The organism is Streptomyces sp. NPDC093018 (assembly GCF_040684035.1).
Lineage (GTDB): Bacteria > Actinomycetota > Actinomycetes > Streptomycetales > Streptomycetaceae > Streptomyces > Streptomyces murinus.
The window spans coordinates 348,526-365,307 of record NZ_JBFBFF010000002.1 but is presented as its reverse complement, the minus strand read 5'-3'; the positions used below and the strand labels follow the sequence as shown (position 1 = coordinate 365,307).

Sequence of the window (16,782 nt, the reverse complement as noted above, 5' to 3'; positions counted from 1 at the left end):
CGGCCGCGCCCGGACATCCACGCTCCCCACCCGGCTCCGACGGACCCGGCACCCGAGCCCGCCTGCATGCCGGTGGCGCCCGTGCCGAGCTACCGAGCCATGCTCACCCGCGGCCGCCCCGAGCCGCTCCGCCACCGGCCCGAACCGCCTCGGCCCCGGCCGCGGCCCCGGTCCGATCCGGTCCAGTCCGACGAACACCGGGCCCCTGCCCGCGCCCTCTGGTACCCGGCCGGAACGGACCGGTTCCGCGCATCGCGCAGCACGCTCCGCGCTCCGGTGCCACGCGATGACCGGTCCGGCCGCGGGGCCGCGTCAAAAAGCCCCGCCGGCCACGGCTGCGCGGCCCTCGCCCGGCCGGACCCCCGCCGTCTCGCGCGGCCCGGCCGCCCTCAGAACCCCGCCGGTTCCGTGTACGCGCCCCATTCGTCGCGCAGGATGCCGCAGATCTCGCCGAGGGTCGCCTCGGCGCGGACCGCCGAGAGCATCGGCTCGATCATGTTGGAGCCGTCGCGGGCGGCGGTGAGCAGGGCGGTGAGGGAGGCGCGTACGGCGCCCTCGTCGCGCGCCGCCCTGCGCTCCCCGAGGATCTGGACCTGGGCCCGCTCCACCTCATGGCTGACGCGCAGGATCTCCAGTTCGCCGGTGACGGAACCGGTGTGCGCGTTGACGCCCACTACCTTCTTCTCGCCCTTCTCCAGGGCCTGTTGATAGCGGAAGGCGGACTCGGCGATCTCCCCGGTGAACCAGCCGTCCTCGATCCCGCGCAGGATCCCGGAGGTCATCGGCCCGATGGGATGCCGCCCGTCCGGATGGGCCGCGCGCCCCCGCTCCCTGATCCGCTCGAAGATCTGCTCCGCGGCCGCCTCGATACGGTCGGTCAGCTGCTCGACGTACCAGGCGCCGCCCAGCGGATCCGCCACCCCCGCGACCCCGGTCTCCTCCATCAGCACCTGCTGGGTGCGCAGCGCGATCTCCGCGGCCCGCTCGCTGGGCAGCGCCAGCGTCTCGTCCAGGGCGTTGGTGTGCAGCGAGTTGGTCCCGCCGAGCACCGCGGCCAGCGCCTCCACGGCGGTGCGCACCACGTTGTTGTACGGCTGCTGCGCGGTCAGCGAGACCCCGGCGGTCTGCGTGTGGAACCGCAGCCACTGCGCCTTCTCGCTCCGCGCGCCGTACACGTCCCGCAGCCAGCGTGCCCAGATGCGCCGCGCGGCACGGAACTTGGCGATCTCCTCGAAGAAATCGACATGGGCGTCGAAGAAGAACGACAGGCCGGGCGCGAACACATCGACGTCCAGGCCCCGGCTCATCCCCAGCTCGACGTACCCGAACCCGTCCGCGAGCGTGTACGCCAGCTCCTGCGCGGCCGTCGCCCCCGCCTCCCGGATGTGGTAGCCGGAGACCGACAGCGGCTTGTAGGCGGGGATGCCGGCGGCGCAGTACTCCATGAGGTCGCCGATCAGGCGCAGATGCGGCTCCGGCCGGAAGAGCCACTCCTTCTGGGCGATGTACTCCTTGAAGATGTCCGTCTGGAGCGTGCCGTTGAGGACCGAGGGATCCACGCCCTGCCGCTCGGCGGCGACCAGGTACATGCAGAAGACGGGCACGGCCGGCCCGCTGATCGTCATCGACGTGGTGACCTCGCCGAGCGGGATGTCCTTGAACAGGACCTCCATGTCGGCGGCCGAGTCGATCGCCACCCCGCAGTGCCCGACCTCGCCGAGCGAGCGGGGGTCGTCCGAGTCCCGGCCCATCAGAGTGGGCATGTCGAACGCCACGGACAGCCCGCCACCGCCCGCGGCGAGGATCATCTTGTAGCGCTCGTTGGTCTGCTCGGCGTTGCCGAACCCGGCGAACTGCCGGATGGTCCAGGTGCGCCCGCGGTAGCCGGTCGGATGAAGCCCCCGGGTGAACGGGTACTCCCCCGGCCAGCCGATCCGCTCGAATCCCTCGTACGTGTCCCCGGGCCGCGGCCCGTACACCGGCTCCACGGGGTCCCCGGAGAGCGTGGAGAAGTCAGCGTCACGCTTGTGCGCGGCGTCGTATCGGGCCTGCCAGCGCCGGCGGCCCTCCTCGATGGCGTGAGCGTCCATACCATCGAATTTACTTGGACGTCCTAGTATATGTCGATGGCAAAGCCGCCGTACGGGTGGGTACGGCGGCTGCGACCGGGTGTCGCGGCGGAGCCTACGCCTCGGCGACGGCCGGGGTGCGACCGGCGATCTTGCCGTCCAGCTCCCGGCTGATCCTCCGCTCCACGACGAAAGCCGCGGTCGGAATGGTGCCCGCGAGCAGCACCCACAGCTGCTTGCCGACCGGCCACTTCGCCTTGGAGCCCAGGTCGAAGGCGAAGACCAGGTAGACGACGTACAGCCAGCCGTGGGCGATGGCGATGACACGGGTCATGTCGGCCGCGCCGCTGATGTCCAGCCCGTACTTCGCGATCATGCTCAGGCACAGGAGCACCAGCAGGACACCCGTGGTGTAGGCCATGACGCGGTAGCGGGTCAGCACGCTTTTCTTCATGGAGTCGAGCGTAACCACCCGTTCCGGGAGATCTTGGCGGGGGTCACCCCTCGTCGAAGTCCAGCGCCGCGACCCGCAGCGGGCGGAACATCGCGAAGATCTCCCGGCACTCCTGCGCGTCGTACGCCCCGAGGCCGAAGTCCATGGCCATGAGGTCGCGGGAGGCCGCGTCGACCACCTCGCGGCCCTTGTCGGTGATCACGGCGAGGGTGCCGCGCCCGTCGTTGGGGTTGGGCCGCTTGGCGACCAGGCCGGACTTCACCAGCCGGTCGACGGTGTTCGTCACGGACGTGGGATGCACCATGAGCCGCTCGCCGATCTTGGACATCGGCAGCTCGCCGGCCTTGGAGAAGGTGAGCAGCACCAGCGCCTCGTAGCGGGCGAACGTCAGCCCGTACGGCTTGACCACCGCGTCCACCTCGGCGAGCAGGATCTGCTGGGCCCGCATGATCGAGGTGATCGCGGCCATGGACGGCACATTGCCCCAGCGCTGCTGCCACAGCTCGTCGGCGCGGGCGATGGGGTCGAACGGGAGGCTGAGTGGCTTCGGCACGTCATCAGACCCTACCCGCCGGTCATATGCCGGTCAGCTCCGTCTCATCTTTCGGCCATGGCGGACCGATTCCTCCCGCCCACCTCGGCCACCGTCCCTCACCGCCCGGCCCGCCGCAGGCGATGCCGTACGGCGCGCTGCGCGACCGGCCCCAGCTCCTCCAGCGCGGCCACCAGCACGGCCAGCTGGTCCAGCGCCGCCAGCGCCGCCTGCGCGCCCTCCGCGTCGGCCCCCTCGTACAGCTCGATCCCCACGAACGACGCGGCCACCGCGCGCGCGAGCCCCGCCGGGTCGACGAACTCGGCGATCGGGGTCCCGGCGAGCACCCGGGTGAGCACCTGTTCGATCTCGGTGATCCACAGCCGCAGCCCCGCCGCCGTCGCGGGCCCGAGCGCCGCGTGCGTGGGGGCGCCGGCGAGCAGCTGGCCGAGGAGGGCGACATGGCCGCCGTCCCGCTCGCGCTCATGGATCTCCCGGCCGACGGCGAGCAGTTCGGACAGGGAGCCGACCGCGGCGAGCCGTTCGCGGTAGCGGGCGACCGCCTGCTCCGCGCCGTAGCGGCAGGCCGCCGCGAGCAGCTCGTCCACCGTGCCGAAGTGGTAGAAGACCAGCGCCTGGTTGACGCCGGCCGCCGCCGCCACCGTACGGGCCGAGGTCTTGGCGATGCCCTGCTCGGTGAGCGTGCGCAGGGCGCCCTCCAGCAGCTTGGCCTTGGTCTCCCGGGCCTTCGGCGTCTCGGGGCTCACGCGGGGGCCTCCACGCGCTTCTGGAGGGTGCGCAGCAGCCGCGGTGCCCGGATCCGGGTGGCGGGGGCGCGCAGGCAGCGACGGGCGGCCGGGGTGCAGGCGAGCGGCGACTTGAACAGGGCGAGGCAGACCGCGGCGAGCAGCAGCACCGGGCACAGATAGGCCATGGCGGCGGCGAACGATCCGAACAGGCGCATCAGCCGCTCCAGGCGCAGCCCGCCGAGGCACGCGGTGAGCAGCAGGAGGCGTACGGCGATCTCGGCGAGCCAGTTGCACAGGGCGCGCTCGGGGGTGATGCCGCGCTCCAGCCAGAGCCGCAGCCGGTCGAAGGACCAGGCGGTGGCCCAGTCGAGCAGCGGGCGCACCAGCAGGCGGTCGGCGGCGGCGCCGAGGACTCCGCCGCGGGGGCGGTAGTCGTAGCCGGTGAGGAAGCGCACGCCCCGGTCGTCGGGGACGTAGCGCCAGTAGCCGCTGCCCTCGGCGATCAGGCCGAGGGGGTGGGTGGAGGAGAAGCACAGGGCGGAGGTGCGGGTGCCGTCGGGGCGTTCCTTCTCGCCGGCCGAGACGCCGGTGCCGGAGAGGGTGAGGAAGGGGGGCAGGCGCGCGGTGAAGCGGAAGGGGCGCGGCTCGCCGGGGGCGCACGGGAGGTGGTGCAGCTCGGTGACGAGCAGGTACCAGCGCCGGTGCAGGACGGGGTCCTGGGTGTGCGCCCACAGTCGGTCGAGGTCGGCGCGTATGTGTGTCTCCGTATAGAGACCCATGGTGTTCCCCCACGTCAGGCCGCTGTTTGAGCGACCGCTCAAAGGATCTTCGAGAAGAAGGTACTTCCCTTTGAGCGATCGCTCAAAACTACTGGCCCGCCAGGTGGCGTTCGACCGTCTCCACCTTGGAGGTGAGTCCGTCGGTGACACCGGGCCGGATGTCGGCCTTGAGGACGAGGGAGACGCGCGGGGCGCGCGCCTCCACGGCGGCGACAGCGCGCCGGACGACGTCCATGACCTCGTCCCAGCTCTCGCCCTCGATCGAGGTGAACATGGCGTCGGTGCGGTTCGGCAGGCCGGACTCGCGGACCACGCGGACGGCTTCGGCGACGTACTCCCCGACGTCCTCGCCGACCCCGAGGGGCGTCACGGAGAAGGCGACGATCATGCGCTCAAGGCCCCTTCCTTGCGGGCGCGGGCGGCGATCACGGCGTCCTCGGCCTCGCGGCGCAGCTTGCGCTCGGCGAAGAAGCCGCCGGTGGGCAGCACCGAGAGGACGAAGTAGAGGGCGGCGGTGCCGGGGCTCCACTTGGCGCGGTTCCAGGCGTCGGCCCAGAAGAGCACGTACAGGACGAACAGGACACCGTGGATCGCGCCCATCACGGGCACCGCGTTGAAGTCCGTGGTCCGCTTCAGCACCGAGCAGACGAGCAGGACGATGAAGGACACGGCCTCGGGGGCGGAGACGAGGCGGAGGCGGCGGATGGCGGTGGCGGTCTTGATGTCCACGGATCACCTTCGGTGGGAGTTGCGAGGAGTGGCGGCCGGCCGGGTCCGGCGGTCGCCGGTCCTGGGTTGCCGGGCCGAGGTCGTCGGTCCGGCGGTTACGGAGCGCCGTCGGGGGGCTACCGGTTTGTGAACGCACGCACAAGCGTGCCGCCATTGTGGCAAACCGCGCCCCTAGGGGTCCGCTCAGGGTGCGGCTCCACCCGCGGGTGCTGTTCGGTCCACCCGCGCTGCCGCTACTTTCGCAGCGTGGCGATGTTCCGATTGCAAGGCAGCAAGGTGCTCGCCGTCGAGATGACCGGGGACGCCGTGAAGGCGAAGAACGGCTCGATGGTCGCGTACGACGGGCAGATGTCGTTCAAGAAACTCACCGGGGGTGGGGACGGGCTGCGCGGGATGGTGACCCGCCGGCTCACCGGTGAGCAGATGGCGGTGATGGAGGTGAAGGGGCAGGGGACCTGCTGGTTCGCCGACCGGGCGACCGAGATCAATCTGGTGCGCCTCCAGGGCGAGAAGCTGTACGTGGAGTCGAGCAATCTGCTGGTGACGGACGCGGCGCTGCGTACGGGCACCACGTTCACCGGGCTGCGCGGCGCCTCCCAGGGCAACGGCCTGTTCACCACGACGGTGGAGGGGCACGGCCAGGCGGCGATCATGTCCGACGGCCCCGCGGTGGCACTGCGGGTCAGCCCCCAGTACCCGCTGACCGTCGACCCGGGGGCCTATGTCGCCCATCAGGGCAATGTCCGGCAGTCCTTCCAGTCCGGTGTGACGTTCCGCACCTTCCTCGGGGAGGGCGGCGGCGAGGCCTTCCAGATCCGCTTCGAGGGGGACGGCCTGGTGTACGTGCAGCCGAGCGAGCGGAACACGATCGCGGGAGACCTGTGAGATGACCTTCCGAGAGATCAACTCCAAGATGGTGGAGGCGACCGTGCTCCCCGGGCAGCGGCTGTTCAGCCAGCGCGGGGCGATGCTCGCCTACAAGGGTGACGTGTCCTTCACGCCCAACATCCAGGGCGGCCAGGGCGGGGTGATGTCCATGCTGGGGCGCCGGGTGTCCGGCGAGGCGACCCCGCTGATGACGGTCGAGGGCAGCGGCACCGTGTTCTTCGGGCACGGCGGCCATCACGTCCATGTCATCCAGCTCACCGGCGACACCCTGTACGTGGAGGCGGACCGCCTGCTCGCCTTCGAGGGCACGCTGCGCCAGGGCACGATGTTCATGGGCTCGCAGGGCGGGGTGATGGGCCTGGTGCGCGGCCAGGTCACCGGCCAGGGCCTGTTCACCACCACCCTCCAGGGCCGGGGCGGGGTCGCCGTGATGGCGCACGGCGGCGTTTTCGAACTGCCGATCAGCCCCGACCGCCCGGTGCATGTGGACCCCCAGGCCTACGTCGCCCACCACGGAGACGTCCGCAACAAGCTGTCCACCGCCCTCGGCTGGCGCGAGATGGTGGGCCGGGGCTCCGGCGAGGCGTTCCAGCTGGAGCTGAGCGGCAGCGGCACGGTGTACGTCCAGGCCTCGGAGGAGAAGCTGTGAGCGCGTACTCAGGCACGTACGGCACCGCCGGTCCCGGCGGACCGGTGGTCCACGACCCGATGACCCTGCCCGTCGACGACAACGTGAACAGCTACGTGTTCTGCGTCGAGCTCAAGGACGGGCAGTGGTTCCTCCAGAAGGGGAAGATGATCGCCTACTACGGGGCGATCGAGTTCAACGGTCTTGGACACGGCCGGCTCGACCGGGTGGTGCGCACCTCGTTCCATTCGCCACTGCACGCGAGCGACTGGGTCGTGGCGAGCGGCTCGGGCCGGATGCTGCTCGCCGACCGGGCCTTCGACGTCAACTCGTACGACCTGGACGACGGGAACTTGACCATTCGCGCGGGCAATCTGCTCGCTTTTCAGCCAAGTCTTGCGCTCAAACAATCGATCGTGCCGGGTTTTCTGACCCTCATCGGAACCGGAAGATTCGTGGCCGCGTCCAACGGGCCGGTGGTGTTCATGGAGCCTCCCCTGCGGGTGGATCCCCAGGCACTCGTCGGCTGGGCCGACTGCCCCTCCCCGTGCCATCACTACGACCATGGGTACCTGACCGGTGTACTGGGCGGACTCCGTGCCATGACAGGCCTGGGCGGGGTTTCCGGGGAGGAGCACCAGTTCGAGTTCGTGGGTGCCGGGACGGTGCTGCTCCAGTCCTCGGAGGCGCTGATGGCGGAGGTCGACACGGGGGTCGTACCGTCCGATCCGGGGACTCCGGGCGGTGGCGCACCGGGGCGGCCCGGACACGGTCCGCAACCATCCGGTGCACCGCGCCTTCCCGGACAGCTGGGGGACCTCCAGCGTCGCTTCGGGCTGTGAGCGGTAGTCTGCGGAGTGTGACGTCGAACGCGTGCGCACAGTCACACCACCCGAAGTAGTTCGCCATTCAACTTCTTAGGTAGACTTCATTCATGGAGACCGAAACGGCCACGCGCTGGCTGACCGATGCGGAGCAGTGCGCCTGGCGCACCCACCTGGAGGTCAACAGGCTGTTGACGTACCAGCTGGAGAAGGATCTGCAGCCGTTCGGCCTGACGATGAACGATTACGAGATCCTCGTGAACCTGTCCGAGTCGGAGGACGTGCGGATGCGGATGAGCGACCTCGCCTCCGCCACGCTCCAGTCCAAGAGCCGGCTCTCGCACCAGATCACGCGGATGGAGAACGCGGACCTCGTGCGCCGCGAGAACTGTGAATCGGATCGGCGGGGGCTGTACGCGGTGCTCACCGAGCACGGCATGGAGACGATGAAGAAGGTGGCGCCGCACCATGTGTCCTCGGTGCGGCGGCACTTCATCGACCTGCTCTCACCGGAGGCCCTGGTGGAGCTGGACAAGGCACTGAAGCCGATCGCGGAACACCTGCGGGGACAGCGGGGGCGCCCCTAGAGGGGCCGCGCGGTTCCCCGCGGCCCCGGAAGGGCCGCGGGGAACCGTGCGATCAGCCGCGACGTGGCCGCGTGAGGCCACCGGCCCCGGCCATGGCGGCGGACACCAGAGCCGTGCTGCCGGCCACCAGGAAGCAGACCCCCAGCGGCATCCGGCCGATCAGCAGCCCCGTCACCAGGGCCCCGGCCGAACTGCCCGCGTTCACCCCCATGTTGACCCACGCCCCGGCCCGCGTACGGGACTCGGCGGTCACGGACTCGTCGGCCGCGAGGTACGCCGTCGTCAGGGTCGGCGCGACGAAGACCCCGGCGAGGGCCAGCGCGGCGGTGAGCACCCAGAGGTCGGGCGCGAGGCCCGCCACCGCGACGACCAGGCCCAGCGCCACCGAGAAGCGCGCCAGCCGGGTGCGGGCGGGTGCCGTCCATCGCACCGCCCCGTTCGCGAGACCCCCCAGCGCGCTGCCCGCCGACAGCGCCCCGAGGGCCCATGGCACGAGATCGGTGTCGTACCCGTGCGCGGAGGCGTAGGCCATGGTCAGCAGGTCCACCCCGCTGAGGGCCAGCCCGACACAGAGGGCGACGGTGGCAGGGGCGAGCAGACCGGAGACACCCCCGAGCCGTGCGCCCCGGGTGGCGGGCCGCGGGCCCGGCAGCACCGGTGACGCGACGAACACCCCGGTGCCGGCCGTGATCAGCAGCGCGCTGAGCAGGATTCCGGCGGCCGGCGGGGCGAACCCGGTCAGGACGCCGACCAGGACGGGCCCGGAGACGAAGAGCAGTTCCTCGGCGACGCCGTCGAGGCTGTAGGCACGCTGCAGCAGATGCCGGTCGGGGGCGAGTTCGGCCCACAGCGCGCGCATCGTCGGCCCCAGTGGGGGCGTGCACGCGCCGGCGAGCGTCGCGGCCGCGGCGAGCAGGGCCACCGGTGCGCCGGGACGCCAGGTCAGGGCGGCGAGCAGGGTCAGCAGGGCGCCGTACAGCAGCGCCATGGGCGCGAGGGCCCGGCGCGGCCCGTGCCGGTCGATCAGGGCGCCGCGCACCGGCATCAGGAAGACCGACGCGGCGCCGAACAGGGACATCACCATCCCGGAGACGGCGTAGGAGCCGGTGGCGCGGGTGACGGACAGCATCACCGCGAGGGACACGGTGCCGTAGGAGAGACGGGCGGTCAGGGCCGCGGTGAAGGCGCGGCGGGCGCCCGGAAGGCGCAGCACGGCGGCGTACGAAGGCCGCACGGGAGCATGCGTGGACATGCGGGAAGTTCCTCTGACGGAGGCGGGAAAAGGGCATGCCGAGGCACGCGAGCGCCAGAACGGTCACGGCGTCGCGTGCGGGGCGGGCCCTATGCCAAGAGAAGGAACATGAGGGACAAGTTAGCCGCGGGTGCCCGGAGTTGGCCAGGCTCAGCCCTTGGTGATCCCCGCCACCAGCTCGTCGGCGGCGCGGTACGGGTCGAGTTCGCCCGCGACGATCCGCTCCGCGAGGGCGTCGAGGCGGCGGTCGCCGTGCAGATCGCCGATGCGCTCCCGCAGCGCCGTCATCGCGATGCTCTCCACCTCGCGGGCCGCGCGGGCGCGCCGGCGTTCGGTGAGGACCCCGTGCTCCTCCATCCAGGCGCGGTGCTTCTCCAGCGCCTCGACCACCTCGTCCACGCCCTCGGCGCGGGAGGCGACCGTCTTCACGATCGGCGGCCGCCAGTCGCCGGGGCGGCGGGCCTCGCCGAGGCCCAGCATGTGGTTCAGCTCGCGCGCGGTGCTGTCGGCGCCGTCCCGGTCCGCCTTGTTGACGACGTAGACGTCGCCGATCTCCAGGATGCCCGCCTTGGCGGCCTGGATGCCGTCGCCCATGCCCGGGGCCAGCAGCACCACGCTGGTGTCCGCCTGGGCGGCGATCTCCACCTCGGACTGGCCCACGCCCACCGTCTCGACCAGGACCACGTCGCAGCCCGCCGCGTCCAGGACGCGGATCGCCTGCGGGGCGGACCGGGCGAGGCCGCCGAGGTGGCCCCGGGTCGCCATGGAGCGGATGTAGACGCCGGGGTCGGAGGCGTGCTCCGACATGCGCACCCGGTCGCCCAGCAGGGCGCCGCCAGAGAAGGGCGAGGACGGGTCGACGGCGAGGACGCCGACCCGCTTGCCCTGCTTGCGGTACGCCGTGACGAGCGCGGAGGTGGAGGTCGACTTGCCGACGCCCGGCGAGCCGGTCAGGCCCACCACATAGGCACTGCCGGTCAGCGGGGCCAGCGCCGCCATGACCTCCCGCAGCTGCGGGGACGCCCCCTCCACCAGGGAGATCAGCCGGGCCACGGCCCGCGGCCTGCCTTCCCTGGCCTGGTCCACCAGGGAGGAGACGTCCTGCATCGCACAGCTCCGTTCACTTCACCGACCTGACAAAAGGGCTCAGGCCTTCGGTACCCGCACGATCAGCGCGTCACCCTGGCCGCCGCCACCGCACAGCGCGGCCGCGCCGATGCCGCCGCCCCGGCGCTTGAGCTCCAGCGCCAAGTGGAGCACGAGGCGGGCGCCGGACATGCCGATCGGGTGGCCGAGCGCGATCGCGCCGCCGTTGACGTTCACCTTTTCCGTGGACACACCGAGGTCCTTCATTGACTGCACGGTGACGGAGGCGAAGGCCTCGTTGATCTCGATCAGGTCGAGGTCGGCGACCTCCTTGCCCTCCTTCTTGAGGGCGTTGAGGATCGCGTTGGACGGCTGGGAGTGCAGCGAGTTGTCCGGGCCCGCCACATTGCCGTGCGCGCCGATCTCGGCGAGCCACTCCAGGCCCAGCTCCTCCGCCTTGGCCTTGCTCATCACGACCACGGCGGCGGCGCCGTCGGAGATCTGCGAGGAGGTGCCGGCGGTGATGGTGCCGTCCTTGGTGAAGGACGGGCGCAGCTTGCCCAGGGTCTCCACGGTGGTGTCGGCGCGGATGCCCTCGTCCTTGCTGAACAGGATCGGGTCGCCCTTGCGCTGCGGGATCTCCACGGGGGTGATCTCCGCCTCGAACACGCCGTTCTTCTGCGCGGCGGCGGCCCGCTGGTGGGACAGGGCGCCGATCTCGTCCTGCGCGAGGCGGCCGATGCCGAGCCGGGTGTTGTGGTGCTCGGTGGACTCGCCCATCGCGATGGCCTCGAACGAGTCGGTCAGACCGTCGTGCGCCATCGAGTCGATCATCTCGATCGAGCCGTACTTGTAGCCCTCGCGGGACTTGGGCAGCAGGTGCGGCGCGTTGGTCATGGACTCCATGCCGCCCGCCACGACGATGTCGAACTCGCCGGCGCGGATCAGCTGGTCGGCCAGGGCGATCGCGTCGAGCCCGGACAGGCACACCTTGTTGACGGTGAGGGCCGGGACGCTCATCGGGATGCCGCCCTTGACGGCCGCCTGGCGGGCCGGGATCTGGCCGGCGCCGGCCTGGAGCACCTGGCCCATGATCACGTACTGCACCTGGTCGCCGCCGATGCCCGCGCGGTCCAGGGCCGCCTTGATCGCGAAGCCGCCCAGGTCGGCCGCGGAGAAGGACTTCAGGGAGCCCAGCAGCCGCCCCATGGGCGTACGGGCGCCCGCGACGATCACCGAGCTGTTCGTTCCAGAAGACATGAGGTGCGATCCCCTTCCAGCTACGCAGAGCCGAGGAGTGAACGAGGGTTTACATCGAATGTACTGAGAGTCACTCAGTGCCGTCATCGTCCTGTCGGTGTGATCGCGCGCACGTTGCGTAACCACCTTCGTGGCGCTGCACTGAAACCATGCTGACGCGAATCGACCACATCGGGATCGCCTGCCACGACCTCGACGCCACTGTCGAGTTCTACCGGGCCACCTACGGCTTCGAGGTGTTCCACACCGAGGTCAACGAGGAACAGGGCGTGCGCGAGGCCATGCTCAAGATCAACGAGACCTCGGACGGCGGCGCCTCCTACCTCCAGCTCCTGGAGCCGACCCGCGAGGACTCCGCGGTCGGCAAGTGGCTGGCCAAGAACGGCGAGGGCGTGCATCACATCGCCTTCGGCACGGCGGACGTCGACGCCGACTCCGAGGACATCCGGGGCAAGGGCGTACGGGTGCTCTACGACGAGCCGCGACGCGGTTCCATGGGCTCCAGGATCACCTTCCTGCACCCCAAGGACTGCCATGGTGTCCTCACAGAACTGGTGACTTCGGCGCCTGTTGAGTCTCCCGAGCACTGACCGCCGTACATAAGGGCCGGTAGGGTTGGGGGCGGTCGTCCCGCGAACCGGGGCGGCCGCATGCCGGGGTCCGGGTTTCGGGGGACGTGCGTCGGGGCAGCAGGCCGTGCTCCGCCGTGGATCTGACACCATTTCCCCGGGGGCCCCGTTCGGCGGTTGGACGTGGCTCGTTGGAGAAGCTGACCAGGGGACGGATGGGACCGCGCAGTGCGGGGCTACGAGAGCCAGGAGCGAGAGCCGGCGGCTGACGACGTCGACCACCTCTCTCGGTTCGAGGCCGATATGAAGCGGCTGAGGACCGAGCGGGAAAAGGCGATCCAGCACGCCGAGGACCTCGGCTACCAGGTCGAGGTGCTGCGCGCCAAGCTGCACGAGGCGCGCCGCACCCTGATGACCCGTCCCGCCTTCGACGGCGGCGACATCGGCTACCAGGCCGAACAGTTGCTCCGCAACGCCCAGATGCAGGCGGAGCAGCTGCGGCAGGACGCCGAGCGTGAGCTGAGCCAGGTCCGCGCGCAGACCCAGCGGATCCTCCAGGAGCACGCCGAGCAGGCCGCGCGGCTCCAGGCCGAGCTGCACCAGGAGGCGGTGACCCGGCGCCAGCAGCTCGACCAGGAGCTGGCCGAGCGCAGGGCGACCGTCGAGTCGCACGTCAACGAGAACGTGGCGTGGGCCGAGCAGCTGCGCGCCCGTACCGAGCAGCAGGCCCGCCGGCTCCTCGACGAGTCGCGCGCGGAGGCCGAGCAGGCGATGGCCGCGGCCCGCGCGGAGGCCGAGCGGCTGACCCGGGAGGCCCGGGACCGGCTGCGCGGCGAGGCCGAGGAGGCCCGTTCCGAGGCCGAGCAGATCCTGCGCCGGGCCCGTACCGACGCCGAGCGGCTGCTGAACGCGGCGTCCACGCAGGCGCAGGAGGCCACCGAGCACGCCGAGCGGCTGCGCACCACCACGGCGACCGAGTCGGACACCGCCCGCCGGCAGGCGAGCGAGCTGAGCCGGGCCGCCGAGAAGCAGATGGCCGAGGCGGAGGAGGCGCTGCGCAAGGCGCAGTCCGAGGCCGAGAAGCTGGTCACGGAGGCCGAGGAGGCCGCCGCCAAGAAGCTGGCGAGCGCCGAGGCCGCCAACGAGACCCGCACCCGCACCGCCAAGGAGCAGGTCGCACGGCTGGTCGGGGAGGCGACGAAGGAGGCCGAGGCCACCCGTTCGGACGCCGAGCAGCTGGTGGCGGACGCGCGCGCCGAGGCGGAGAAGATCCTCGCCGAGGCCGCCGAGAAGGCCCGTACGGCCACCGCCGAGGAGACCGCGACCCAGCTGTCCAAGGCGGCCAGGACCGCCGAGGAGGTCCTCAACAAGGCGTCGGAGGACGCCCAGAAGACCACCAGGGCGGCCGCCGAGAAGGCCGAGCGGATCCGCAAGGAGGCCGAGGCCGAGGCGGACCGGCTGCGGGCCGAGGCGCATGACATCGCCGAGGAGCTCAAGGGCGCGGCGAAGGACGACACCGAGGAGTACCGCGCCAAGACGGTCGAGCTCCAGGAGGAGGCCCGCCGGCTGCGCGGCGAGGCCGAGCAGCTGCGCTCCGACGCGGTGGCCGAGGGCGAGTCGATCCGCGCGGAGGCGCGCCGGGAGTCGGTCACCAAGATCGAGGAGGCGGCCAAGTCCGCCGAGGAGCTGCTGGCCAAGGCCAAGGCGGACGCCGACGAGCTGCGGCAGAAGGCGGCCGCCGACAGCGAGAAGGTGCGCACCGAGGCCATCGAGCGGGCCACGGCGCTGCGCCGGCAGGCCGAGGAGACCCTGGAGCGCGCCCGCGCGGAGGCCGAGCGGCTGCGCACCGAGGCCGACGAGCAGGCCGAGTCCGTCAGGGCGGACGCCGAGAAGGCGGCCCTGGAGCTGCGCGAGGAGACCGACAAGGCGGTCGAGGCGCGGCGCGCGGAGGCCGCCGAGGAGCTGACCCGGCTGGGGACCGAGGCGCAGGAGCGGCTCACCTCGGCCGAGCAGGCGCTCACCGAGGCCCGCGAGGAGGCCGCGCGGAGCCGCAAGGAGGCCGCCGAGGAGGCCGAGCGGCTGCGGGCCGAGGCCGCCGAGCGGATCCGGGTGCTCCAGGAGCAGGCCGAGACCGAGGCCGAGCGGCTGCGCGACGAGGCGGCGGCCGACGCGTCCGCGTCCCGCGCCGAGGGCGAGGCCGTCGCCGTACGGCTGCGTGGCGAGGCCGCGGCCGAGGCGGAGCGGCTGAAGACGGAGGCGCAGGAGAGCGCCGACCGGATGCGCGCGGAGGCGCAGTCCGCCGCCGAGCGGCTGGCCGCCGAGGCGTCCGAGACGCTGGCCGCCGCGCAGGAGGAGGCCGCCCGGCGCCGCCGCGAGGCCGAGGAACTGCTGGGCGGGGCGCGCGAGGAGGCCGAGGAGGAGCGCCGGCGGGCCCGCGAGCAGAGCGAGGAGCTGCTGGCCTCGGCGCGCAAGCGGGTCGAGGACGCGCAGGCCGAGGCGGTCCGGCTGGTCGAGGAGGCCGAGCGGCGGGCCGGTGAGATGGTGTCCGCCGCCGAGCAGCACGCGCAGCAGGTGCGGGACTCCGTCGCCGGGCTGCACGAGCAGGCGCAGGAGGAGATCACCGGGCTGCGCTCGGCCGCCGAGCACGCGGCGGAGCGTACGAAGCGGGAGGCCGAGGAGGAGGCCGAGCGGCTACGGGCCGACGCGCACGCCGAGCGGGAGCGGGCGGGCGAGGACGCCGGGCGGCTGCGGCAGGAGGCGCGGGAGGAGTCCGAGGCGGCCCGGGAGCTGGCCGAGCGCACCCTCGCGGAGGCGACGACGGAGGCCGAGCGGCTGCGTTCGGACGCGGGCGAGTACGCGCAGCGGGTGCGTACCGAGGCGTCCGACGCGCTGGCGGAGGCCGACCAGGCGGCGGCGCGGACCCGGGCGGACGCCCGCGAGGACGCCAACCGCATCCGTTCGGACGCGGCGACGCAGGCCGACACGCTCATCACGGAGGCCCGCAAGGAGGCCGAGCTCCTCCAGACGGAGACGGTCGCTGAGGCGGAGCGGCTCCAGACGGAGACCGCCGCCGAGGCCGAGCGCACGCGCTCGGAGTCCGTGGCGGAGGCCGAGCGGGTCCGCACGGAGTCGGTGACCGAGGCGGAGCGGGTGCGCACGGAGTCCGTCGCCGAGGCCGAGCGGGTACGGGCCGAGGCGCGGGCCGCCGCGGACCAGCTGGTCGGCGAGGCCACCACGGAGGCGGAGCGGCTGCGGGCCGAGGCCGCCGAGACGGTGGGTTCCGCGCAGGCGCACGCCGAGCGGACCCGGGCCGAGGCCGAGCGGGTCAAGGCGGACGCGGCGGCGGAGGCCGAGCGGCTTCTCGGTACGGCGCGCGAGGAGGCCGAGCGGACGCTGGACGAGGCCCGCAAGGACGCCAACAAGCGGCGTTCGGAGGCGGCCGAGCAGGTCGACAAGCTCATCGGCGAGACCACGGCCGAGGCGGACAAGCTGCTCACCGAGGCGCAGCAGCAGGCGCTGAAGACCACGGCGGACGCCGAGGCGCAGGCCGACACCATGGTGGGCGCGGCCCGCAGCGAGGCCGAGCGGATCGTCTCCGAGTCGACCATCGAGGGCAACTCCCTGGTGGAGAAGGCCCGGACGGACGCGGACGAGCTGCTGGTGGGCGCGCGCCGGGACGCGACCGCGATCCGGGAGCGGGCGGAGGAGCTGCGCGAGCGGGTCACCGCCGAGGTCGAGGAGCTGCACAGCCGGGCCCGCCGCGAGGCCGCCGAGACCATGAAGTCCACCGGCGACCGCTGCGACGCGCTCATCAAGGCCGCCGAGGAGCAGCTGGAGAAGGCCCAGGCGAAGGCGAAGGAGATGCTCTCGGACGCCGATTCCGAGGCGGGCAAGGTGCGCATCGCGGCCGTCAAGAAGGCGGAGGGCCTGCTGAAGGAGGCCGAGCAGAAGAAGGCGCGGCTGGTCAAGGAGGCCGAGGAGATCAAGGCGGAGGCGATCCAGGAGGCGCGGCGCTCGGTCGAGGAGGGCAAGCGCGAGCTGGAGGTCCTGGTGCGCAGGCGCTCGGACATCAACGCCGAGATCTCCCGTGTCCAGGATGTGCTGGACGCGCTGGAGGCCTTCGAGACACCGGGTGCGGGCAAGGACGGTTCGGTCAAGGCGAGCGCGACGGTCGGCGCACCCCGTTCGGGTGGCAAGTCGTCAGACAGCTAGCATCCGAGGGGTGTTTCGGTGTCGACTGAGGGCTTTGCCCTGCTCATTGGCAAGTCCTCTGACGGTCAGCCACTCAAAAGAGGTGTCATTCTCCAGATCAAACACGTATCCGCTCGATGACACACCGCTTCGGCGCCTAGGATTCCCCCTATCACCTCACCGGT

At 72.0% G+C, this 16,782-nt stretch carries 16 protein-coding genes; 6 read left to right on the top strand and 10 right to left on the bottom strand.

What is annotated here, in order from left to right; translation table 11 throughout:
- Positions 1 to 389 precede the first annotated feature (389 nt).
- The 7 genes from AB0N90_RS05575 to AB0N90_RS05545 form a co-directional block, all read right to left on the bottom strand.
- Positions 390 to 2,090 carry a methylmalonyl-CoA mutase family protein gene (locus AB0N90_RS05575; RefSeq protein WP_365193178.1) on the bottom strand — a complete coding sequence of 567 codons (1,701 nt, stop codon included), beginning with the start codon at positions 2,088 to 2,090 and terminating at the stop codon, positions 390 to 392.
- A gap of 94 nt (positions 2,091 to 2,184) precedes the next feature.
- Entirely contained in the window at positions 2,185 to 2,523 is a 339-nt protein-coding gene (locus tag AB0N90_RS05570) for a DUF3817 domain-containing protein (protein ID WP_085566608.1), read from the bottom strand.
- A gap of 43 nt (positions 2,524 to 2,566) precedes the next feature.
- Complete coding sequence (locus AB0N90_RS05565) at positions 2,567 to 3,076, bottom strand: MarR family transcriptional regulator (RefSeq protein WP_361674543.1); 510 nt, start codon at positions 3,074 to 3,076, stop codon at positions 2,567 to 2,569.
- Between the two features lie 98 nt (positions 3,077 to 3,174).
- Positions 3,175 to 3,822 carry a TetR/AcrR family transcriptional regulator gene (locus tag AB0N90_RS05560; protein WP_365193175.1) on the bottom strand — a complete coding sequence of 216 codons (648 nt, stop codon included), beginning with the start codon at positions 3,820 to 3,822 and terminating at the stop codon, positions 3,175 to 3,177.
- Positions 3,819 to 4,583: a hypothetical protein gene (locus AB0N90_RS05555; protein ID WP_361674547.1), complete on the bottom strand. Its 765-nt coding sequence runs from the start codon at positions 4,581 to 4,583 to the stop codon at positions 3,819 to 3,821. Before AB0N90_RS05555 ends, AB0N90_RS05560 begins: the two co-directional genes overlap by 4 nt.
- Positions 4,584 to 4,671: 88 nt before the next feature.
- On the bottom strand, positions 4,672 to 4,971 hold the full coding sequence (locus AB0N90_RS05550) for an MTH1187 family thiamine-binding protein (RefSeq protein WP_037656453.1): 300 nt from the start codon (positions 4,969 to 4,971) through the stop codon (positions 4,672 to 4,674).
- Complete coding sequence (locus AB0N90_RS05545) at positions 4,968 to 5,312, bottom strand: DUF3817 domain-containing protein (protein WP_365193173.1); 345 nt, start codon at positions 5,310 to 5,312, stop codon at positions 4,968 to 4,970. Before AB0N90_RS05545 ends, AB0N90_RS05550 begins: the two co-directional genes overlap by 4 nt.
- Positions 5,313 to 5,564: 252 nt before the next feature.
- On the opposite strand from AB0N90_RS05545, the gene AB0N90_RS05540 reads away from it, so the two are divergent.
- From AB0N90_RS05540 to AB0N90_RS05525, 4 genes are all read left to right on the top strand, one after another.
- Positions 5,565 to 6,197 carry an AIM24 family protein gene (locus AB0N90_RS05540; protein ID WP_361675088.1) on the top strand — a complete coding sequence of 211 codons (633 nt, stop codon included), beginning with the start codon at positions 5,565 to 5,567 and terminating at the stop codon, positions 6,195 to 6,197.
- Position 6,198: 1 nt separating this feature from the next.
- Positions 6,199 to 6,849, top strand: a complete 651-nt coding sequence (locus AB0N90_RS05535) for an AIM24 family protein (protein WP_365193171.1) — start codon at positions 6,199 to 6,201, stop codon at positions 6,847 to 6,849.
- A gap of 59 nt (positions 6,850 to 6,908) precedes the next feature.
- A complete protein-coding gene (locus AB0N90_RS05530) occupies positions 6,909 to 7,670 on the top strand; it encodes an AIM24 family protein (protein ID WP_365193603.1) in 762 nt (253 codons plus the stop codon).
- Positions 7,671 to 7,762: 92 nt separating this feature from the next.
- Entirely contained in the window at positions 7,763 to 8,239 is a 477-nt protein-coding gene (locus tag AB0N90_RS05525; RefSeq protein ID WP_046424311.1) for a MarR family transcriptional regulator, read from the top strand.
- Between the two features lie 52 nt (positions 8,240 to 8,291).
- On the opposite strand, the gene AB0N90_RS05520 is transcribed toward AB0N90_RS05525, so the two are convergent.
- The 3 genes from AB0N90_RS05520 to AB0N90_RS05510 form a co-directional block, all read right to left on the bottom strand.
- On the bottom strand, positions 8,292 to 9,491 hold the full coding sequence (locus AB0N90_RS05520; protein ID WP_365193169.1) for an MFS transporter: 1,200 nt from the start codon (positions 9,489 to 9,491) through the stop codon (positions 8,292 to 8,294).
- A 150-nt stretch (positions 9,492 to 9,641) separates the two neighbouring features.
- Positions 9,642 to 10,598 carry a methylmalonyl Co-A mutase-associated GTPase MeaB gene (meaB, locus tag AB0N90_RS05515; protein ID WP_365193167.1) on the bottom strand — a complete coding sequence of 319 codons (957 nt, stop codon included), beginning with the start codon at positions 10,596 to 10,598 and terminating at the stop codon, positions 9,642 to 9,644.
- A 39-nt stretch (positions 10,599 to 10,637) separates the two neighbouring features.
- On the bottom strand, positions 10,638 to 11,837 hold the full coding sequence (locus AB0N90_RS05510; protein ID WP_037656463.1) for an acetyl-CoA C-acetyltransferase: 1,200 nt from the start codon (positions 11,835 to 11,837) through the stop codon (positions 10,638 to 10,640).
- Between the two features lie 149 nt (positions 11,838 to 11,986).
- Here AB0N90_RS05510 and mce point away from each other — a divergent pair, with 149 nt between their 5' ends.
- Both mce and scy read left to right on the top strand, forming a co-directional pair.
- Positions 11,987 to 12,427 carry a methylmalonyl-CoA epimerase gene (gene mce / locus AB0N90_RS05505; RefSeq protein ID WP_037656464.1) on the top strand — a complete coding sequence of 147 codons (441 nt, stop codon included), beginning with the start codon at positions 11,987 to 11,989 and terminating at the stop codon, positions 12,425 to 12,427.
- 207 nt (positions 12,428 to 12,634) lie between these two features.
- A complete protein-coding gene (gene scy, locus AB0N90_RS05500) occupies positions 12,635 to 16,618 on the top strand; it encodes a polarized growth protein Scy (RefSeq protein WP_365193166.1) in 3,984 nt (1,327 codons plus the stop codon).
- Positions 16,619 to 16,782 lie beyond the last annotated feature (164 nt).